Consider the following 16,131-nt stretch of genomic DNA (forward strand, 5'->3'; position numbering starts at 1 on the left):
AGTCACTTCAGTTCCTTCCGATCAGAGTGAGAAGTTCTTCCACTGCACGTGGAGTGGCTCGGGCGAATGTGCCTCCGCGCGAGACGGGTGTGCCGGTTGCCCGCGCAACGCTGACCGCGAGCTCTGCCTGTCGCACGGCGAGGTAGGTGGGATTGGCAACCATGGCGCCGTCCAACTGCAGGTCGGTGTCGGTGGCGCTCAGCAATGCGAACAATCCTCCTGCGGACATCACTACTTCGACGCCGCTCTCACGGACCATGGCCTGTGCCGCGTCGAGGAACATCTTTTTGATTGCGTCGTATCCGGCCGGATCATCGTATGCAGCTACTGCCTCGTCGGGGGTGATCTGCATGCATCGGACGTCGACAACTCTCGATTCGAGTCCGTACCGACGAATCTGTTCGTGATGCCACGGGAGGTAGACGGGGTCGATGGAGACGATCCCGACCCGTCCACCGAGCATGCATGCTTGATGCATGCTGGCTTCGCCGTGTCCGATGACCGGGATGTCGACGGCGGTCCGTGCCTCGAACAGGCCCGCGTCCTGGAAGTGCCCGACGAGTACCGCGTCGAACCCCTCCCGTTCCGCTTCGACGATGCCGGCGATGGACTGGACACTGCACCGTAGCTCACTCAGACGTCCCAGCTGAGTGTCTGCGGGGCTGATTCCGCGGACCTCGAACGAGACACCCGGTGCGGCGATCCCGGCAAGGTAGTCGGCCAGCCGAGAGAGATACGGCTGGTGGAGGGCCGGGTCCGTGTAGCTCTGATACAGAATACGTACGGGGGCGTGTGCTGACATGGTGACTTCCTTTCTCTTTTGCCGAATCGGGAAGAGACCCTGGTGTTCCGGCGATCGGACGGTCAGTCCGGTGGTAAGGAGAAGATTCTGGTGAGGTGGGTGTGCGAGTTCATTCGCGTCGCCGGATCTCCGGCGTCATACATGTCGTGTGTCTTTCCCGGAGGTTCTGCAAGATAGGGGTGGTCGACGAACCACGAGTCGACCCAGACGGTGTCGGCGTCGATCGTTCGAGCGAGGTCGTGACCCCGCTCGGGAGCCCTTGTCCATATCGAGGTCCAGAGACGGCCCTCTCCGCAGAAGGCGCGCCGATTCAATTCACGCTCGTCGTCGAACGGTACGAGGATCGCGGTAGGCCCGTCGATGCGCTGGAACGCTCGGGCTCGGGGCAGATCGTCCGCCGCCCAGAGAGTCGGCCGAATCCAGAAGCCGTCACGCAGGTCGCGGGGTACGTCGGTCGGGTCGTGTTCCGTGATGCGTTTCGATCCGGATGTTGCTGCGCGATCGAAAGCGTGGACTACCGCTTCGTAGTGTGGTCGCGAGATGAGCGGTCCGAAGTCCGCGCCGGCATGTTGGCTGTCGAGGATCTCCGTCAGGCGACTGCACATCTCGTCGTACACGGACCGGTCGATATACACACGATCGACGCTTGCATCGGACTGGCCGGACTTGAACGCAATCGATCTCGCGATGCTCCCGGCCGCGGCAGCGATGTCGGCATCCGCGCATACGATCGCGACGCAGGTGACCCGCTCCGGTGTCCCTGACGCCGACCGGTGTCGCAGCCGTCGTCCTTCCTCCTGCAGGATGCTGCGTACTCTGTGATGTTTGGACAACCGTTCCGATGCCGCCCCTGTATCGAACCCGTGCACGACGTTGTAGACGCCGGCCGGCAGACCGGCTTCGGTGGCAATTCCGGCCAGCAACGTCGCGGTCCCCGGTGTATCGACCGCCGGTTTCACGACAGCGGTGTTTCCCGCGGCGAGAACGGGAGCGAGGCCGGAGGCCAGGGACAGGAGTGGTAGACGCCACGAGGGAAACACCCCGACCACACCCAGCGGTTTGCGGATCTGGTAGGTCGCAGGACGGCGGCCGGGCGTAACGTGCGAAATCGCAGTGGCGAGTGCGTCGGCACAGGCACGAAACTGTGCGGCGGCGTGGACGATGTCGAACTCGGCTACATGGCTCGACGGTTGTCCGGTATCCGTGACCTCCGCAGCGACCAGGGCATCGGAATGATCTTCGATAGCTGCGGCGACAGCGTAGAGGATTCCGCACCTCTCGACGCTGTCGATTCGACCCCATGCTCGGTCGAATATGTCGTGCGCCTCGTCCACAGCACGGTCGGCGAGGCGTACATCGGCCTCGTGTACCCAGGCTGCGGGTTGTCCGGTGGCCGGGTCGATAGCAGCGAATGCCCCTGTCCCATCCACGAATCGACCGCCGATGTAGTTCTTGTACTCGAGCACTCGATTACCTCCTGCGAATGATGTGGACCTGGTGAGTCGCTGATGTGGACGAGTGACCGTCAGGGTGCGCTGACACGAATACGGGCGGATTCTCGGTCCCAGACGGCGGCGTCGGATCCGAGTTTGCGAAGAACGTTCTTGTTCACCTTCCCGTTCTCCGTGAGGGGGAGCGCCTGGTGCACCGAGAAGAATCGAGGGATGGCAAAGTAGGCCAGGCGGGGCTCGCAGAATGCAGTGACTTCCTCGAAGTCGAGTCTCACGCCCGGTTCGACCACCACGGCGGCCATCACCTCGTCCTCGCCGAGTTCCGACTCGACGGCGAAGACGGCAGCGTCGTCGATGTTCGGATGTAGGCGCAGTACCTGCTCCACCTCGACCGACGAAATATTCTCGCCTCGTCGACGAATGACGTCCTTGATCCGATCGACGAAGCGAACCCAGCCGTCGGCGTCGATCGCCACGCGATCACCGGTGTGGAACCACAGGTCTTGCCAGGCTTCCACCGTAGCTTCGGGCATTCGGAAGTACCCCGATGCGAAGGCGAACGGTTGTTCGCTGCGAAGAAGCAGTTCCCCGGGAGTTCCGGGTTCGACTTCCAGACCGTGCTCGTCGACGACTCGGGCGACGAAGCCGGGCTGGATCCGTCCCATGTATCCGGCCCTCTGCTCGGTGCGGGACGAGGAGATGATCGCGTTGGTTTCAGTAGAGCCGTATCCGTCGATCAGGGTCACTCCGAAACGCTCTCGGAAAGGGGTGAGCAGCTTTGCCGGTGTGGCGGGAGAGAGGGCAGCGCGGACATTGTGTGCTCGATCGGCGGAGCTTTCGGGCTTGCTGCAGAGAATGCTCACCATCGCACCCAACAGGTAGGTGAACGTGGCGTTGTTCTGCGCTGCATCGACCCAGAACCGGGAGGCCGAGAAGCGGGGGCCCACGGCGTAGCATGCGCCTGCCACCAGCGCCTGGCTGAACGCATTGAGTGCGTTGGTGTGGAAGAGGGGGAGACAGGTGTAGAGAGTGTCCTCGGATGTGATGCCGAGCTGAGCGGTGACATTGCAGCCCCACCAGTAGAACTGGGCATGAGGGCAGACGACGCCCTTGGAAACGCCCGTGGTGCCGGAGGTGTACAGAATCACCGCCGGATCGCCGAGTTCGGGGCGAATCGGATCAATCTGTTCCGTAGCTGTGGGCAACGATACGGTCCGCCACGGGAGATCGTCGTGACCTGGGCGGGAGTCGATCAGCCAGACGTCGGTCACATCCTCCAGCGGCGCGATGGCCTGCACATGCTCGATGAGCGCGGATTCGATGACCAGCAGACGTGCCTGGGAGTTGCTGAGGACCTGATGGAGTTGGGTGCCGCGCGCCGCCGTATTGATGGGGACGGCCACGGCCCCGATCCATGCGCAGCCGAGAATGAGGTCGAGCAACTCGATTCGGTTCGAGGACATCAGCGCCACTCGATCCCCTCGGTGCACGCCGTGACTGTGCAGCATGTGCCCGGTTCGGGCCACTGCTTCGCGCATCTCCGCTGCAGTACGGCGGGTCTCACCGAAGATGAGGGTGGGAGCGTGTGGGGTCAATCGTGCTCGAAGGCTCAACATGCCCGGCAACGTCATGTCGGTCGGGCTCAGATCGTCGGGAAATCGATTGCTGTTCACTGGATGTAGGTTTCCTTTCACTGCAGACCGGGGGTACGGGCCGGCACGAAACCGGCCGGATCGGCACCGTCGGTGATCGTGTGGTTCAGTGCCACCACCGCGCCGGGACGCAGGTCGGTCGGCGTCAATCGGGCGATGACGCACAGGCGCGGCCCGCACCGTACGGTGCCGATGGCCACGTCGGCGGCGGTCCGGACCACATCCTCGACGGTGCCGGAATCGATCTCGACGTCGGCGAAACTCGCTTCCCCGCATGCGGGACAGACGAGGCGATACGGGAAATAGTGTTCGCCGCAGTTCCGGCAGGACTGAACGATGATGCTCATGCCGCCTCCAGAATCGCCACATTGGCACAGGATCCGTGCCTGTAGAGCACCATGCCGTAGCCGCTGACGACACCGATTCGGGCGTCGACCTGCCGACCCGGTGCCCGCCCGTGAAGTTGGCGCGCGACTTCGACGAGCCCGTGCATGCCTCCGGCGGACCCGGCCTGGCCGGCGGAGAGCTGACCGCCGGAGGTGTTCACGGGAAGATCGCGGGTCGCAATTCGCTCGGCGATGAACTTGCTCGTGTCCTCGTCCGGGGTCAGGAACCCCAGATCTGCGAGTTGGGCGACGACCATGGAGGGATAGTCGTCATAGACGCTCACCACATCCGCATCGTTCGGCTCCACGCCGGCGAGGTCCCACGCTCGTGGTCCGACAGCGGCGAGACCTGTAACCAGTCCGTCGCCGAGCTGGTCATCGCTGTTGTACGACGTGGTGACGGCCAGGACACGAGCGCGGGGCCCACCCTTCGCGGCGCGATGTTCGGCAACGACCACGACCGCATCTGCGCCCGTCACCGGAGGTACGCAGTCGTATCGTCCGAGGGGGCCGGCGACCATCGGGGCGTTCAGGTACTCGTCGAGAGTCAACGGGTCACGATATACAGCACCAGGATTGGCGCTCGCCCAGGTCCGTTGTGTTGTGGCGATCCTTCCGTAGTCCACTCGCTCGAGACCCAAGGTCTGCATCTGACGTGTCGTCTGCAGCGCGAACAGTGCGTTGGGTCCCGACATCGGCAGCGGTGCCAGATGTTCTTCGGTCGCCCGGTTGTACGTGGCAACGAGCCGTTCGTGCGCTGCTTTGTCCATCACGTCACCGGCAGCAAGAACGACGACGGAGGCGTCACCCGCTTCGATCGCACGTACGGCGTGTTGGAGCATTCCGCCTGCGCTCGCACCCCCATTGGTGTCCTGCATCAACCACGTCAGGCGAAGACCCATTCGCCAAGCGAGGTCGACAGCATGATCGGGCCCGAGGGTGAAGCTCGAGACTCCGAAACCGTCTACGTCACGGATGGACAGACCTGCGTCCGCGAGTGCGCGCAGGACAGCGTCGGCGATGACCGATCCGGTGGTGGTCCCTGGCGGGGCGTGCCGTGTGTAGGGGGACTCTCCAGTTCCCACTACGAGTGCTGTGCCGCTCAAAATGATGTCCTTGCTTGTGGATCGACGTGATGCGGTGACGTGATGAAGTGAGGAAGCCGGCGCAGTTACAGCGATCGATACATTTTGTCGGCGCTGAACGATTCCTTGACGATGCCCACTTCCACCATGAGGTCGATCACGGATTGGACGTCCTCGGCGTCGTACTCGGTGACGTACTCCGGCAGATTCATGTTTCGCGCGGTGTCCTCGTCCATGTCCGAGAACCGAGGCAGCGTTTCTGCAGCTACTGCGTGAGGATCGAGCTCGATGTCTTCGACGGCCCTTGCAAGCGCCGCGCGGAAGGCACGAATGGCGTCGGGATTGGTTTCGATCACTTTCTCCGACGTGGCGAAGAGACCCTGCGGGCCGTTCTGGTATGCGATGGAGCGCAGATCGACGGTCTCGAGGGCGGAACTCAGTGTCGGCTCGGTGATGAATGCCGCGTCGACGTCGCCGGCTGCAAGGGCGGTAGCCATGTTCGCCTGAGGAAGCTCGACGAAGTCGACCTGGTTGTAATCCAAACCTTCGGAGAGGAGAACGCCTCGGAGGAAGATGTCGCCCACGGATCCGAGGGAGGGGGTAGCGACCTTCTTGCCCAGCAGGTCTGCTGCCGTGGCGGCGGAGGAATCACTCCGTACGTAGATGCCGCCCTTGTAATCGTCTGTTCCATCGATGCCTGTTGCAGCGATCGTGACGGGCAGACCGGAGTCGACTGCTTTGATGATCGACGGGTAGGACACCAGCGCGAGGTCGGTGCTGCCGGAGATCAACGCATTGATCGTAGTCGCCCCGTTGGCTGCCGGGGTCAGTTCGATCTCGAGATCGTTGTCTGCAAAGTAGCCCTTCATCTGGGCGACGTACACCGGCAGAGAATCTCCGACGGGAGGGATGGACACCGTCATGCGGGTGATGCCGTCTTCGGAGGGGGCCCCGGAGGAGGAGGTCTCGCCCCCGCAGGCGGCGACGGTGCCGGCCAGTGCGAGGGTGGCCACGGCCGCGCACACTCGTGCGAATCGTGTCTTCATGTGTTCTCCAGGTTCCGGTCGAGGGGGGAACTTCGGGGGGGTGGTGTGACGGGCTCAGACTTCGACGTGCAGGCCGCCGGGACACGCTTGCCGGATGAGGCGGGCGACTTCGCCGCGGGTGGTGACGAACAGTTCCTCTTCGCGAGTGCGGATCTGGTCGCGGGGGAAATCGAGCGGGATACGCAGGTCCGCGGTCTTGACTGTCGGTGCTTTGCTCAGCGAGACGACCCGAGTGCTCAGGTAGACGCTCTCGTCGACGTCATGCGTGACGAACAGGATCGTCATGTCGTATCGATCGCGTACCCGTAGGAGAAGGTCTTCGAGGTCCGATCGTGTCTGGGCGTCGACGGATGCGAACGGTTCGTCCATCAGTAGCAGTTTCGGCTGCATCGCAAGAGCCCGGGCGATTGCGACACGTTGCTGCATACCGCCGGACAGTTGCCACGGGTAGCGTTCCTCCATTCCCTCGAGTCCGACGGCGGCGAGGGATTCGGCTGTGCGGGCGCGTCGTTCGGATTTTCCGACGATTCCGAGCAGGGGGAATTCGACGTTGGCTCCAACTCTTCGCCAGGGAAACAGTGAAGCGCGGTAGTCCTGGAAGACCATCGCGAGTCCTTCGGGAACGCCGTCGATCACCCGTCCTCCGAGTGAGATGGTGCCGCCTGTCGGTTTGAGGAGGCCGGAGAGGGTGCGCAGGAGAGTGGTCTTGCCGCAGCCCGACGGTCCGACGATCGAGACGAACTCGCCGTCGTCGACCGAGAACGACAGCCCGTTCAGGACACGCTGTTCACCGCGGTCGGTGTGGTAGGTGTGGCTGAGGTTATCGACCTCGAGCAATGCGTTAGCCATGTTTGTGTTCCGATCAGTTGTCGATGGCCATGCGAAGGCGGTGCCAGTCCAGGAGGGAATGCTCGATACGTACGAGCAGGAGGTTGGACAGATAGCCGAGGAGCGAGAGGGCGACGATGTAGGACCACATCGTCAAGAACTCGAACGAGCGCTGTGCTTGGGACAGACCGAAACCGATGCCGTCCGACGCAGCGTAGAGTTCCGATGCGATCAGCAGGATGATACCGAGTGATGTCGACACTTTGATGCCGGCGAAGATGCCCGTGCTCGCCGAGGGCAGGATCACCCGGAACAGCATTCCTGTCCGGCTGATGCGGGTCGATCGTGCGGCGTCCTCGAATCCTTCGGGTACCTGGCGTACGGCGCTGTACGTGTTGAACAGGACGGGCCAGATCGCGCCGAAGGTGATCAGGCCGATCCTCATCGCGGAACCGGTTCCTATCAGCACCAGGGCCAGGGGTAGGAGAACCGGGCCGGGCAGGCCGCGCATGAAATGTAGAAGGGGTTCGATGGTCATCGCCAGCACGGGAATCCGGCCGAGAAGTACTCCCAAGGTGATGCCCACTACCCATGCGATCGCCAATCCGACCAGGAGCCGTCCGATGCTGGGAAGGATGTCGGAGTAGAACGAGTCGGTGAGGATGCCGTGTGACAATCCCGCGGAGAACCAACGGTCGTAGACGTTGCCGAAGATGTCGATCGGCGTGGGGAAGTACGGGGATCGGGCACTGGCAGCCCCCAGTTGCCAGACGAGAAGAAGTACGGCGGCCGCAGTCCATCCGAGTGCCGCATTCGACCATCGGGAGACAGTGGTCGAACTCAGTGTGGTCGTCATCCTTCATCCCTTCGTGCCCAGGACGCGTACTTCGTTTCGAGGACGCTCACGATTGCATTGATGACCAGGCCCAAGAGGCCGGCGATGATGACACCGGCGCAGACGGAGTCGATGCCCTGAGGCAGCATGCTCTGTAGTAGGAGCCACGAGCCCAGACCGGTGGTGCTTCCGCCGATGAACTCGGCGCCGATGCAGAGGATCAGGGCGATGGATACTGTTACGCGCACACCCGTGAGTACGGACGGGACGGCCGATGGCCATACCACTCGATATGCCACGAGCGCGGGGGACCACCCGAAGGATCGGGCGGTGGCTCGTGCGACACCATTGGTCGAGTGAACACCGTGGATGGTATTCACTAGCAACGGAAATACGCAGCCGAGAGCCACGACTGCGGACTTCATCTCCAAGCCTTGTCCCGCCACCAGGACGAGGAGAGGTACCAGACCGATAGGGGGCAAAGGTCGTACCAGCTCGACGATGGTCGAGGTAGCAGCGTAGACGCGATTTGAAAGGCCGAGGAGCAGTCCGAGAGGCACCGCGATGAACAGTGCGATGGCGTATCCGACGAGCGCCGCCCAGAGGGTGTAACCGATCTGCGTCAGAAAGGCGGGGTCGGTGAGCAGTTCGGCGGCCCGCGCCAAGGTCGTCGATGCGGGGGGGAGTGCGTCACGGGGGAGCAGGTGCAGGCGGGCGACGAGTTCCCAGAGTGTGAGGAAACCGAGCACTCCGATCGTGCCCCAGAACAGATGGGTGAGGTTCGTCCTGCGGAGGAAGCGGTCCTGCGAGGACGTACTGAGTGTCACCGGCAGAGTAGGGGTGATCTCCGTCGTGCTGGTCACTGGGTGCCCCCTGAATATCGTGGTGAAATGGGTGGGAGGGCGTGCTGTCCCTCCTCGATGACGCGTCTCATCGCATCGGTTCCGCTCAGTGACCGAATGCTTCTTGGAGCCACCATGAGCCCTCCCGAGAGACGATCTTGGCGTCGATTACGAGCGGGCGGTCGGGATCTGCTGCAAGCCAGGATTCGACGGGGTGCAGGTCGGTCACATTCCGGACGGTGGCCGCCTCGCAGCCGTAGCCGCGTGCGATCGCAGCGATGTCGGTGTCGGGGAATGTCACCGAGTCGAGAGGCGGTCCGTCCGTTCCGAAGTGGTGAACCTCAGCGCCGTACATGGAGTCGTTGTATACGACGACGAGCAGCGGAAGCTTCAGTCGAACTGCAGTTTCCAACTCGGAGATGCCCATGAGGAATCCGCCGTCTCCGCACGCCACGACGGGCAGACGATGAGGTTGTGCCAGTGCCGCACCCAACCCGGTTGCAAGGCCGAGTCCGACCGACTGGAATGCCTGGGTGAAGCAGAATCCGTACTCGTCGGGCACATCGAGGTACATGCTCGGGTAGCCGAGGAAGTTCCCGGAGTCCACGGACACGATCCGCTCGGTCGGGAGCATGGTGTTCAACGTGGCCGACAGGGTTCGAGGATCGATGAGTCCATCACCGGATTCGTCGTCGAACGCAACCTGGTTCCACCGCAGCCCTGTTTCGATGCGGCTCTTGACCTCGGCGGTGCGGTAGCCCTCACGATGAGTCATACCCTTCGCCTCGAGCCATGCCGACGTGGCCTCGGCGGTTTCGGCAACCCCGCCGAACAATCCGAGCGTGACGTCGCGGTGCCGGCCGATCGCGGTGGGGTTCGTGTCGACCTGTACGACGGAAGCGTCTTCTGCGATCAGCTTGCCGTGTCGCATCGTCCACATGTTGAGGGCGCAACCGAACCCGACAATGAGGTCGGCACCTGCGATCAGCTCGGCGGTGAGGGGGGAGCTGAAGCCACCCGAGACGTCGATGCTCCACGGGTCGTCATTGAACATCCCTCGGGCGACTGCTGAAGTGGCTACCAGGGCGCCGGCCTGCTCGGCCAGCACCTGGACGGCTTCCTTGGACCCGCGAGATCGGCTGCCGCGACCGGCCACGAAGACCGGCCTTTCGGCAGAGAGGATGAGCTCAGCGAACCGTGCAACCTCGTCCGATGCGGGCTGGGGCGCGGCGGCACGAACGTAGGTGCGCTTTGCGGTGTTGCCCTGAAAGAGCATGTCCTGCACGTCCAGCGGAACGTTGAGCACGACGGTGCGCTGACCGTCCCGGCACAGATTGAAAGCGCGTGTGACGTCGTCCAATGCGGTCAACGGGGACCGGACACGCATCGACACTGCGCCGACACCGTTGCCGATTCCTTCCTGATCGATGAAGAAGTTCGAGGTCGGTTCGGTGGCCTCGGCCGTCAGGACCAGCAGGGGAGTGTTGCTCTTCGCCGCCTCTGCGATCCCGGTGATCGCGTTGGTGTAACCGCAGCCCTGGTGCAGGGACAGCACTCCGACCTCACCCGACATGCGCGCGTACGCATCGGCCATCGTGGCGGCACCGCCTTCGTGGCGGGCTGCGACGAAGCGGGCGCCCCGTTCGATCATGGCATTGGTGAAGTGGAAGTTTCCGCTACCCACGACTCCGAAGACCGTGGACACGCCCATGTCTGCGAGGGCGTACCCGATTGCGTCTCTTACCAGCATTGTTATTCGGTCTCCTTCGATGTTTCGCCTTCGATCAGTGCGAGGATGCGCGCTGGGCTCCCAGAGCCTCCGACGATGCGCAGCGGGGCGACAACGAGGAGGGTGCCGACCGGTGGCAGTCGGTCGAGGTTCTGCAACTGGGTGATTCCGTACTTACCGGCTCCCAACAGGAACGAATGCACGGGGAACTCCGGCTCGAACCGGAAGGCCTGACCCGCATCGGTGCCGACCGTCTCGACCCCCAGTCCGATGATCGGGGCTTCGTTGGCAAGCCATTCCGCGCAAGCGGGCGTCACGCCCGGTGTGTGGGGGCCGTTGTCATCGGCATTGATGAAGCGTTCCTGGTGTTGGGATCGAGCAGACCAGCCGGTTCGGAAAAGTAGCCAGCCTGCGGGCAGGGGGCCGAACTCTTCCTGCCACTGCATCACATCATCGATATCGAGAAGGAAGTCCGGATTCTCGGCAACTTCGGCAGTCTTGTCTATCACCACCGCCGGCGCAACAAGCCTGTCGACCGGTACGGAGGCGACGTCACCGTGGGCCACACCCGTGATCCAGTGGCAGGGCGCGTCGAAATGGGTCCCTACGTGCTCACCGGTGTGAATACCGTTCTGATAGGAAGTCGGACCCCTGTCGTCGTATCTGGCCAACTCCTCCAGTTCGAAACGGGGGATCGGAGCCATGCCCTCGGGCAGTGGGAGAACCGGCGTCGACGACGACAACGGTGCGGTCAAGTCGAGTACCCGAATGTCGGAGCGAGCCAACGAAAGCGCTACAGCGGCCAGTGCGCTCGGGGAAGTGGACGAGAAGCTCATGGACTGATCATGCGAGAGGAGCCAGAGCAAAACCAATGCTAAAGTGCGTTCCGGTATATCCAGGGTGTAATACCGATCACATAATGTTTCGTCAATGTTTCAGAGGAATGACAAGGGATGAATCCACAACGCATGTTCGACGGGCGCCTCAAGATTCGGCACTTGATTCTCCTGACGACGCTGGCCGACGAGGGCAGTATGGTTCGTGCGGCGGAGGTCCTCCGCGTCACTCAACCCGCCATCACCCGTGCCGTACGTGAGGCCGAAGATGTACTGTCGGCGACGCTCTTCGAACGAAAGCCGCGAGGGGTGGCGCCGACAGAACTCGGCGAGATATTCCTCGAGAGCGCGCGGACGGCTTTGAACTCGCTGCGCGCCGCCGCCGAGAGCATCGACGAGATGCAACGGGTCGGTGTGCGCCCGGTACGGGTGGGCACCAATCTGGCCGGTGCGTACTCGTTGTTGCCGCAGGCCCTTGTGGCACTCAAACGTGATCACCCCAAGTTGTCGGTTTCGGTCATCGAAGAATTGCCGGAAGATCTGGCTACCTGTCTCGCGCGGGACGAGATCGACCTGGTCGTGGGTCGGCTCGACCCGCAGGGGTACAGCACTGCCACCCACAGCATTCGCCTGTACGACGAACCCGTTCGCGCAGTGGTGAGGCGAGGGCACCCCGCCGCCGATCTCGAGAACCCCGATATTCGCGACTTGCTGGATTATCCGTGGATCCTGCCGGCTCGGCCGACCCAACTACGGCATGAACTGGACGAACTGTTCGCACGCGAAGGGCTGGGCTTGCCTCAGAACATCATCGAGTGCTCGACGATTCTCACCCTCCGGCCGATTCTGATCAGCACCGATGCGATCGCACCGCTACCGATGTTGATCGGGGCGCGCGACGAGCACCTCACGCTACTGCCGACCTCTCTCGCGACTGTTCCGCGCTCGATCGGTATCACGATGCCTTCGGATCGCTCATTGAGTGCCAGCGCGCGGAGCTTGATCGATGTATTGATCAGCACAGCAAGGACTATCGCCCGGGACAACGTTCTCGATGTCAACCGAGTGCTCTCGGCCTGAGGGCATGATCGAGGGTCTCTGCTTGTACCGACCCTGTCGTGACTTCCGGTGGTGCAACTCGCGGAGGCCTCTGGATGCCCGCGATACCGGATCGGTGAGGTGCTGGTGCGTGGCGCTCACCGAACACGGTGATCCGATTCATGACGAGGTCGGAACCATCACCCGCACGGTAGAGGGACGTGACCGCAAGGATGACGTCGGCTTCAGGCGTTCGTAGCGACGGCATGCCGGTGTGATGAGCGGTTCCTTACCCGCACGAAACACGATGACTCGAGCCCGAAAACTTCGGCCCCCAAGCTGTATCCGGCACCGTATACAGCACTGCATCCGAAATGGGAGCGATCACATGACCTCACCGCACCCGTCGACGCGCGACTGCCGTTCCTCCGGCAGTTCGGGTTCGGCCTCCAGCATGTCCTGATCATGTACACCGGATGCATCACCGTCCCGTTGGTCTTCGGCGCAGCCGTCGGACTCGACCGCGACACCATCGCGATGCTCATCAGCACCGACCTGCTGATCGCCGTCTGATCACCATCGTCCAGAGCCTTGGCGTCGGCAAACTCGTCGGCGTCCGCCTGCCCATCGTCTGCGGTGCGACCTTCGCCGGCCTGACGCCGATGATCCTCATCGCGAAGGAATACGGTCTGCAGGCCGTCTACGGTTCCATGCTGATCGGCGGCATCGTCGGTCTCGCCCTGGCCTGGCCGTTGGCCAGGATCATCCGGTTCTTCCCGCCGCTCGTCACCGGTGCCGTTCTCACCGTCGTCGGTATCTCGCTCATCGGCGTGGCAGGAGGACTGATCGTCGGCACCGACCCGTCGTCGCCCACCTTCGCCTCGCCCACCAACATCGCCCTGGCCGTGCTGGTGATCGTCGTCGCCGTCGCCTTCCTGTGCCTCGGGCGTGGCATCTGGGCGCAGCTCGGGGTGTTGATCGCCCTTGCCGTCGGCACGGTCGTCGCGGTCCCGCTCGGCTTGATCGATCTCGGCGGCGTGACCGGCTCCTCGTGGGTGGGGCCTGCCCGCGCCCTTCCACTTCGGCGCACCGGAATTCCCGATCACCGCGGTCGTCGACATGAGCATCGTCATGGCCGTAGTCTTCGCCGAATCCACCGCGAGCATGCTCGCCGTCGCCGAGATCACCGGCAAGCGCGTCAGCAAAGGCGACATCGCCCGCGGACTCGCCGGTGACGGGGCGTCCGCTGTGCTCGCCGGTGTCTTCAACGCCTTCGTCGACACCGTCTTCACCCAGAACGTCGGTGCGGTGATCACCACCCGCGTCTACAGCCGCTACGTCACCGCCACGTCGGGTGCGATCCTTGTGGTCCTCGGCGCGCTGCCGAAGGTGAGCTCGGTGGTCGCGGCGTTGCCGAAGCCGGTGGTCGGCGGTGTCGGCCTGATCCTGTTCGCCACCGTCGCCCTGGTGGGCATCAACACGCTGCGCTCGGTGGACCTCTCCGACCGCATTAACTCCACGATCGCCGCCGTCGCGGTGGGTGTGGGTCTGCTGCCCGAACTCGCCGAGGGCATGTTCGAGCGCTTCCCGTCCGCCGCGCAGATCCTGCTCGGCAGCAGCATCACGCTCGCCGCGATCGCGGCGTTCTCGTTGAATCTGCTGTTCAACCACACTCGTCTCGGGACACTGGCTCGCGCGTCCCGGTCCGGCACACCGGCCCCCGTCACCTCGGCCGGCACCCCTTCTCCCCACGGAGTTGCCCATGAACCAGTCGCCGTCTGACGCCTTCGTCGTTTCCGCCGTCGACATCGGCCCGTACCTGCGGGCCGGCGGCGACATCGGCCCGGACGTCCGGGCCGGCGAGGACGCCGAACGCGCTCGTGTCGCCCGTGAGATCGACGAAGCCTGCAGCCGCGTGGGATTCGTCCAGATCCTCGGACACGGCATACCCGATCCGGTGGTCGACGGCCTCGCCGACGCCCTCGACGACTTCTTCGGCCTGCCGATGGACGACAAGCAGCAGTACCGGGTGGTCGGCGCGAACCGCGGATACAGCCCGCCGAAGAGCGAGTCGCTGAGCCTGAGCCTCGGCGTCGAATCCGCCAGCCGCATGAACGACTTCTTCGAGGCGTACAACGTCGGTGTGGAGGCCCGGTCGTTCCCCCACCTGGATCTGTCGGAGGACGACTACGGACTCAATGTCTGGCCCGAGGTCCCCGGCTTCGAGGACCGCGTGCAGACCTATTTCACCGAGGCCTCGCGGGTCGCGCGGACCCTCACCCGGATCTTCGTCGACGCGCTCGGGCAGGCCCCCGACTACTTCGAGCGGCTCACCGACCACTCGATCGACGTGCTGCGCATGAACAACTACGCGCTGCCCGAGGGCACCGTCGACCTCGACGGCGATCTCACCGGCATGGGTGAGCACACCGACTTCGGGATCGTCACCGTGTTGTGGGCCGACCGGGTCGCGGGCCTGCAGGTGCTCGGCTCCGACGGCATCTGGCACGACGTCGAACCGCTGCCCGGTGCCCTGCTGGTCAACCTCGGCGATCTCACTGCCCGCATCACCGACGACCGGTGGATGTCGACGCTGCACCGCGTCAAGCCGCCGATCGTCGACGGCAGGATCCGGCGCCGTCGTTCGGCGGCGTTCTTCCACGACGGCAACGTCGACGCGGTGGTCTCCACCCTGCCCGAGTATGCGGGCCCGGAGCCCTACGAACCCATCCTGATCCGCGATCACGTCAAGGCGAAGCTCGCCGGGTCGCGGCACGGCAAGGCCAACACCGCTGCAGTGCGCGAAGCCGCCCGTGTGCTGGCGGCGACGGGGGAGAACCGCGCGTGAGTCATGTCGTGCTCGTGCACGGCGCGTGGGCCGGAAGCTGGGTGTGGGACACGCTGCTCGAACCGCTCCGTCGGGCCGGGTACGTCCCGCACCCGCTCGCGCTTCCCGGTGTCGGATCGTGGGGCGCCGACGACGTGACGCTCGACGACGTCGCCACGGTCGTGGCCGACCGCGTTGCCGGACTCGACGGCCCGGTGATCCTCGTCGGCCATTCCGGTGGCGGCATCGTCGTCACGCAGGTCGCGGAGATGCTGCCCGAGCGTATCGCCGGGGTCGCCTACGTGGCGGGGATGATGCTCCCGTCCGGGGTCGATTTCGGGATGCTCTGCGACGGAATCGGTCTCGAACCGCCGGTGGGTATCTCACGCTGGCTCGAACCCACCGGCGACGGCCGCGGCACGATCGTGCCCCCGGAGGCCGGCGCGGCGGTGTTCTTCCACGAGGCGCATGCGGCCGACGCGATCGGTGCCGCACGCCGACTCGTGCCGCAACTCGAAACCGCCCGGCTCATGGCGCCCACCTGGACACCGGAACGGTTCGGGCGTCTGCCGCGCCTGTACATCGAAGCGACACTAGATCATTCGGTCCCCGTCGTCACCCAACGGGAGATGCAACACCTCACGCCGGGTGCGCAGGTCGTGTCGCTCGAGTCCGACCATGCACCACCGCTGTCCGCCCGCGACGACCTCGCGGTGGCGCTGGTGGATTGGTGCACCGAGCGCGTCCGAACATAGTCCGGATCTACGCAACGAG

Annotated in this window: 14 protein-coding genes and 1 pseudogene; 4 read left to right on the forward strand and 11 right to left on the reverse strand. The window is 64.1% G+C overall.

The annotated features are described in order from the left end of the window. Positions 1 to 7: 7 nt before the first annotated feature. The 11 genes from PV766_RS10140 to PV766_RS10190 all read right to left on the reverse strand — a co-directional run bounded on the left by PV766_RS10140 (position 8) and on the right by PV766_RS10190 (position 11,492). Positions 8 to 802 carry an aspartate/glutamate racemase family protein gene (locus PV766_RS10140; protein WP_064062267.1) on the reverse strand — a complete coding sequence of 265 codons (795 nt, stop codon included), beginning with the start codon at positions 800 to 802 and terminating at the stop codon, positions 8 to 10. A 62-nt stretch (positions 803 to 864) separates the two neighbouring features. Beyond that, a complete protein-coding gene (locus PV766_RS10145; RefSeq protein WP_413767782.1) occupies positions 865 to 2,268 on the reverse strand; it encodes an aldehyde dehydrogenase family protein in 1,404 nt (467 codons plus the stop codon). Positions 2,269 to 2,327: 59 nt separating this feature from the next. Further along, positions 2,328 to 3,926, reverse strand: coding sequence for an ATP-dependent acyl-CoA ligase (locus PV766_RS10150; RefSeq protein ID WP_421096962.1), 1,599 nt, complete (start codon positions 3,924 to 3,926; stop codon positions 2,328 to 2,330). Between the two features lie 17 nt (positions 3,927 to 3,943). Continuing rightward, positions 3,944 to 4,252 carry a zinc ribbon domain-containing protein gene (locus PV766_RS10155; RefSeq protein ID WP_060651742.1) on the reverse strand — a complete coding sequence of 103 codons (309 nt, stop codon included), beginning with the start codon at positions 4,250 to 4,252 and terminating at the stop codon, positions 3,944 to 3,946. Beyond that, positions 4,249 to 5,397, reverse strand: a complete 1,149-nt coding sequence (locus PV766_RS10160) for a thiolase family protein (RefSeq protein WP_060651741.1) — start codon at positions 5,395 to 5,397, stop codon at positions 4,249 to 4,251. The genes PV766_RS10155 and PV766_RS10160 overlap by 4 nt, the downstream gene beginning before the upstream one ends. A gap of 65 nt (positions 5,398 to 5,462) precedes the next feature. Then, on the reverse strand, positions 5,463 to 6,422 hold the full coding sequence (locus PV766_RS10165) for an ABC transporter substrate-binding protein (RefSeq protein ID WP_421096963.1): 960 nt from the start codon (positions 6,420 to 6,422) through the stop codon (positions 5,463 to 5,465). Positions 6,423 to 6,476: 54 nt separating this feature from the next. Beyond that, positions 6,477 to 7,271: an ABC transporter ATP-binding protein gene (locus tag PV766_RS10170; protein WP_115311553.1), complete on the reverse strand. Its 795-nt coding sequence runs from the start codon at positions 7,269 to 7,271 to the stop codon at positions 6,477 to 6,479. A gap of 13 nt (positions 7,272 to 7,284) precedes the next feature. Then, positions 7,285 to 8,106 (reverse strand): ABC transporter permease, encoded by an 822-nt coding sequence (locus PV766_RS10175; RefSeq protein WP_060651738.1) that lies wholly within the window; start codon positions 8,104 to 8,106, stop codon positions 7,285 to 7,287. Then, entirely contained in the window at positions 8,103 to 8,948 is an 846-nt protein-coding gene (locus PV766_RS10180) for an ABC transporter permease (protein ID WP_060651737.1), read from the reverse strand. The genes PV766_RS10175 and PV766_RS10180 overlap by 4 nt, the downstream gene beginning before the upstream one ends. A gap of 85 nt (positions 8,949 to 9,033) precedes the next feature. Beyond that, complete coding sequence (locus PV766_RS10185; protein WP_060651736.1) at positions 9,034 to 10,677, reverse strand: thiamine pyrophosphate-binding protein; 1,644 nt, start codon at positions 10,675 to 10,677, stop codon at positions 9,034 to 9,036. A 2-nt stretch (positions 10,678 to 10,679) separates the two neighbouring features. Further along, positions 10,680 to 11,492, reverse strand: a complete 813-nt coding sequence (locus PV766_RS10190; protein ID WP_081314485.1) for a cyclase family protein — start codon at positions 11,490 to 11,492, stop codon at positions 10,680 to 10,682. A 117-nt stretch (positions 11,493 to 11,609) separates the two neighbouring features. Between PV766_RS10190 and PV766_RS10195 the strand changes: the two genes are divergently transcribed. The 4 genes and pseudogenes from PV766_RS10195 to PV766_RS10210 all read left to right on the forward strand — a co-directional run bounded on the left by PV766_RS10195 (position 11,610) and on the right by PV766_RS10210 (position 16,112). Then, positions 11,610 to 12,572: a LysR family transcriptional regulator gene (locus PV766_RS10195; RefSeq protein ID WP_413767784.1), complete on the forward strand. Its 963-nt coding sequence runs from the start codon at positions 11,610 to 11,612 to the stop codon at positions 12,570 to 12,572. A gap of 321 nt (positions 12,573 to 12,893) precedes the next feature. Continuing rightward, positions 12,894 to 14,312: pseudogene (locus tag PV766_RS10200) on the forward strand (uracil-xanthine permease family protein). Continuing rightward, complete coding sequence (locus PV766_RS10205) at positions 14,293 to 15,378, forward strand: isopenicillin N synthase family dioxygenase (RefSeq protein ID WP_421096964.1); 1,086 nt, start codon at positions 14,293 to 14,295, stop codon at positions 15,376 to 15,378. The pseudogene PV766_RS10200 and the gene PV766_RS10205 overlap by 20 nt, the downstream one beginning before the upstream one ends. Continuing rightward, entirely contained in the window at positions 15,375 to 16,112 is a 738-nt protein-coding gene (locus tag PV766_RS10210; protein ID WP_421096965.1) for an alpha/beta fold hydrolase, read from the forward strand. Before PV766_RS10205 ends, PV766_RS10210 begins: the two co-directional genes overlap by 4 nt. Positions 16,113 to 16,131 lie beyond the last annotated feature (19 nt).

The sequence above is a fragment of the Rhodococcus sp. As11 genome, assembly GCF_048957735.1.
Taxonomy (GTDB): Bacteria; Actinomycetota; Actinomycetes; order Mycobacteriales; family Mycobacteriaceae; genus Rhodococcus; species Rhodococcus gordoniae.

Coding starts and splice junctions, on each gene's coding strand:
- PV766_RS10140 (WP_064062267.1), bottom strand. CDS start 802: ATGTCAGCACACGCCCCCGTACGTATTCTGTATCAGAGCTACACGGAC.
- PV766_RS10155 (WP_060651742.1), bottom strand. CDS start 4,252: ATGAGCATCATCGTTCAGTCCTGCCGGAACTGCGGCGAACACTATTTC.
- PV766_RS10165 (WP_421096963.1), bottom strand. CDS start 6,422: ATGAAGACACGATTCGCACGAGTGTGCGCGGCCGTGGCCACCCTCGCA.
- PV766_RS10170 (WP_115311553.1), bottom strand. CDS start 7,271: ATGGCTAACGCATTGCTCGAGGTCGATAACCTCAGCCACACCTACCAC.
- PV766_RS10175 (WP_060651738.1), bottom strand. CDS start 8,106: ATGACGACCACACTGAGTTCGACCACTGTCTCCCGATGGTCGAATGCG.
- PV766_RS10185 (WP_060651736.1), bottom strand. CDS start 10,677: ATGCTGGTAAGAGACGCAATCGGGTACGCCCTCGCAGACATGGGCGTG.
- PV766_RS10190 (WP_081314485.1), bottom strand. CDS start 11,492: ATGAGCTTCTCGTCCACTTCCCCGAGCGCACTGGCCGCTGTAGCGCTT.
- PV766_RS10195 (WP_413767784.1), top strand. CDS start 11,610: ATGAATCCACAACGCATGTTCGACGGGCGCCTCAAGATTCGGCACTTG.
- PV766_RS10205 (WP_421096964.1), top strand. CDS start 14,293: ATGAACCAGTCGCCGTCTGACGCCTTCGTCGTTTCCGCCGTCGACATC.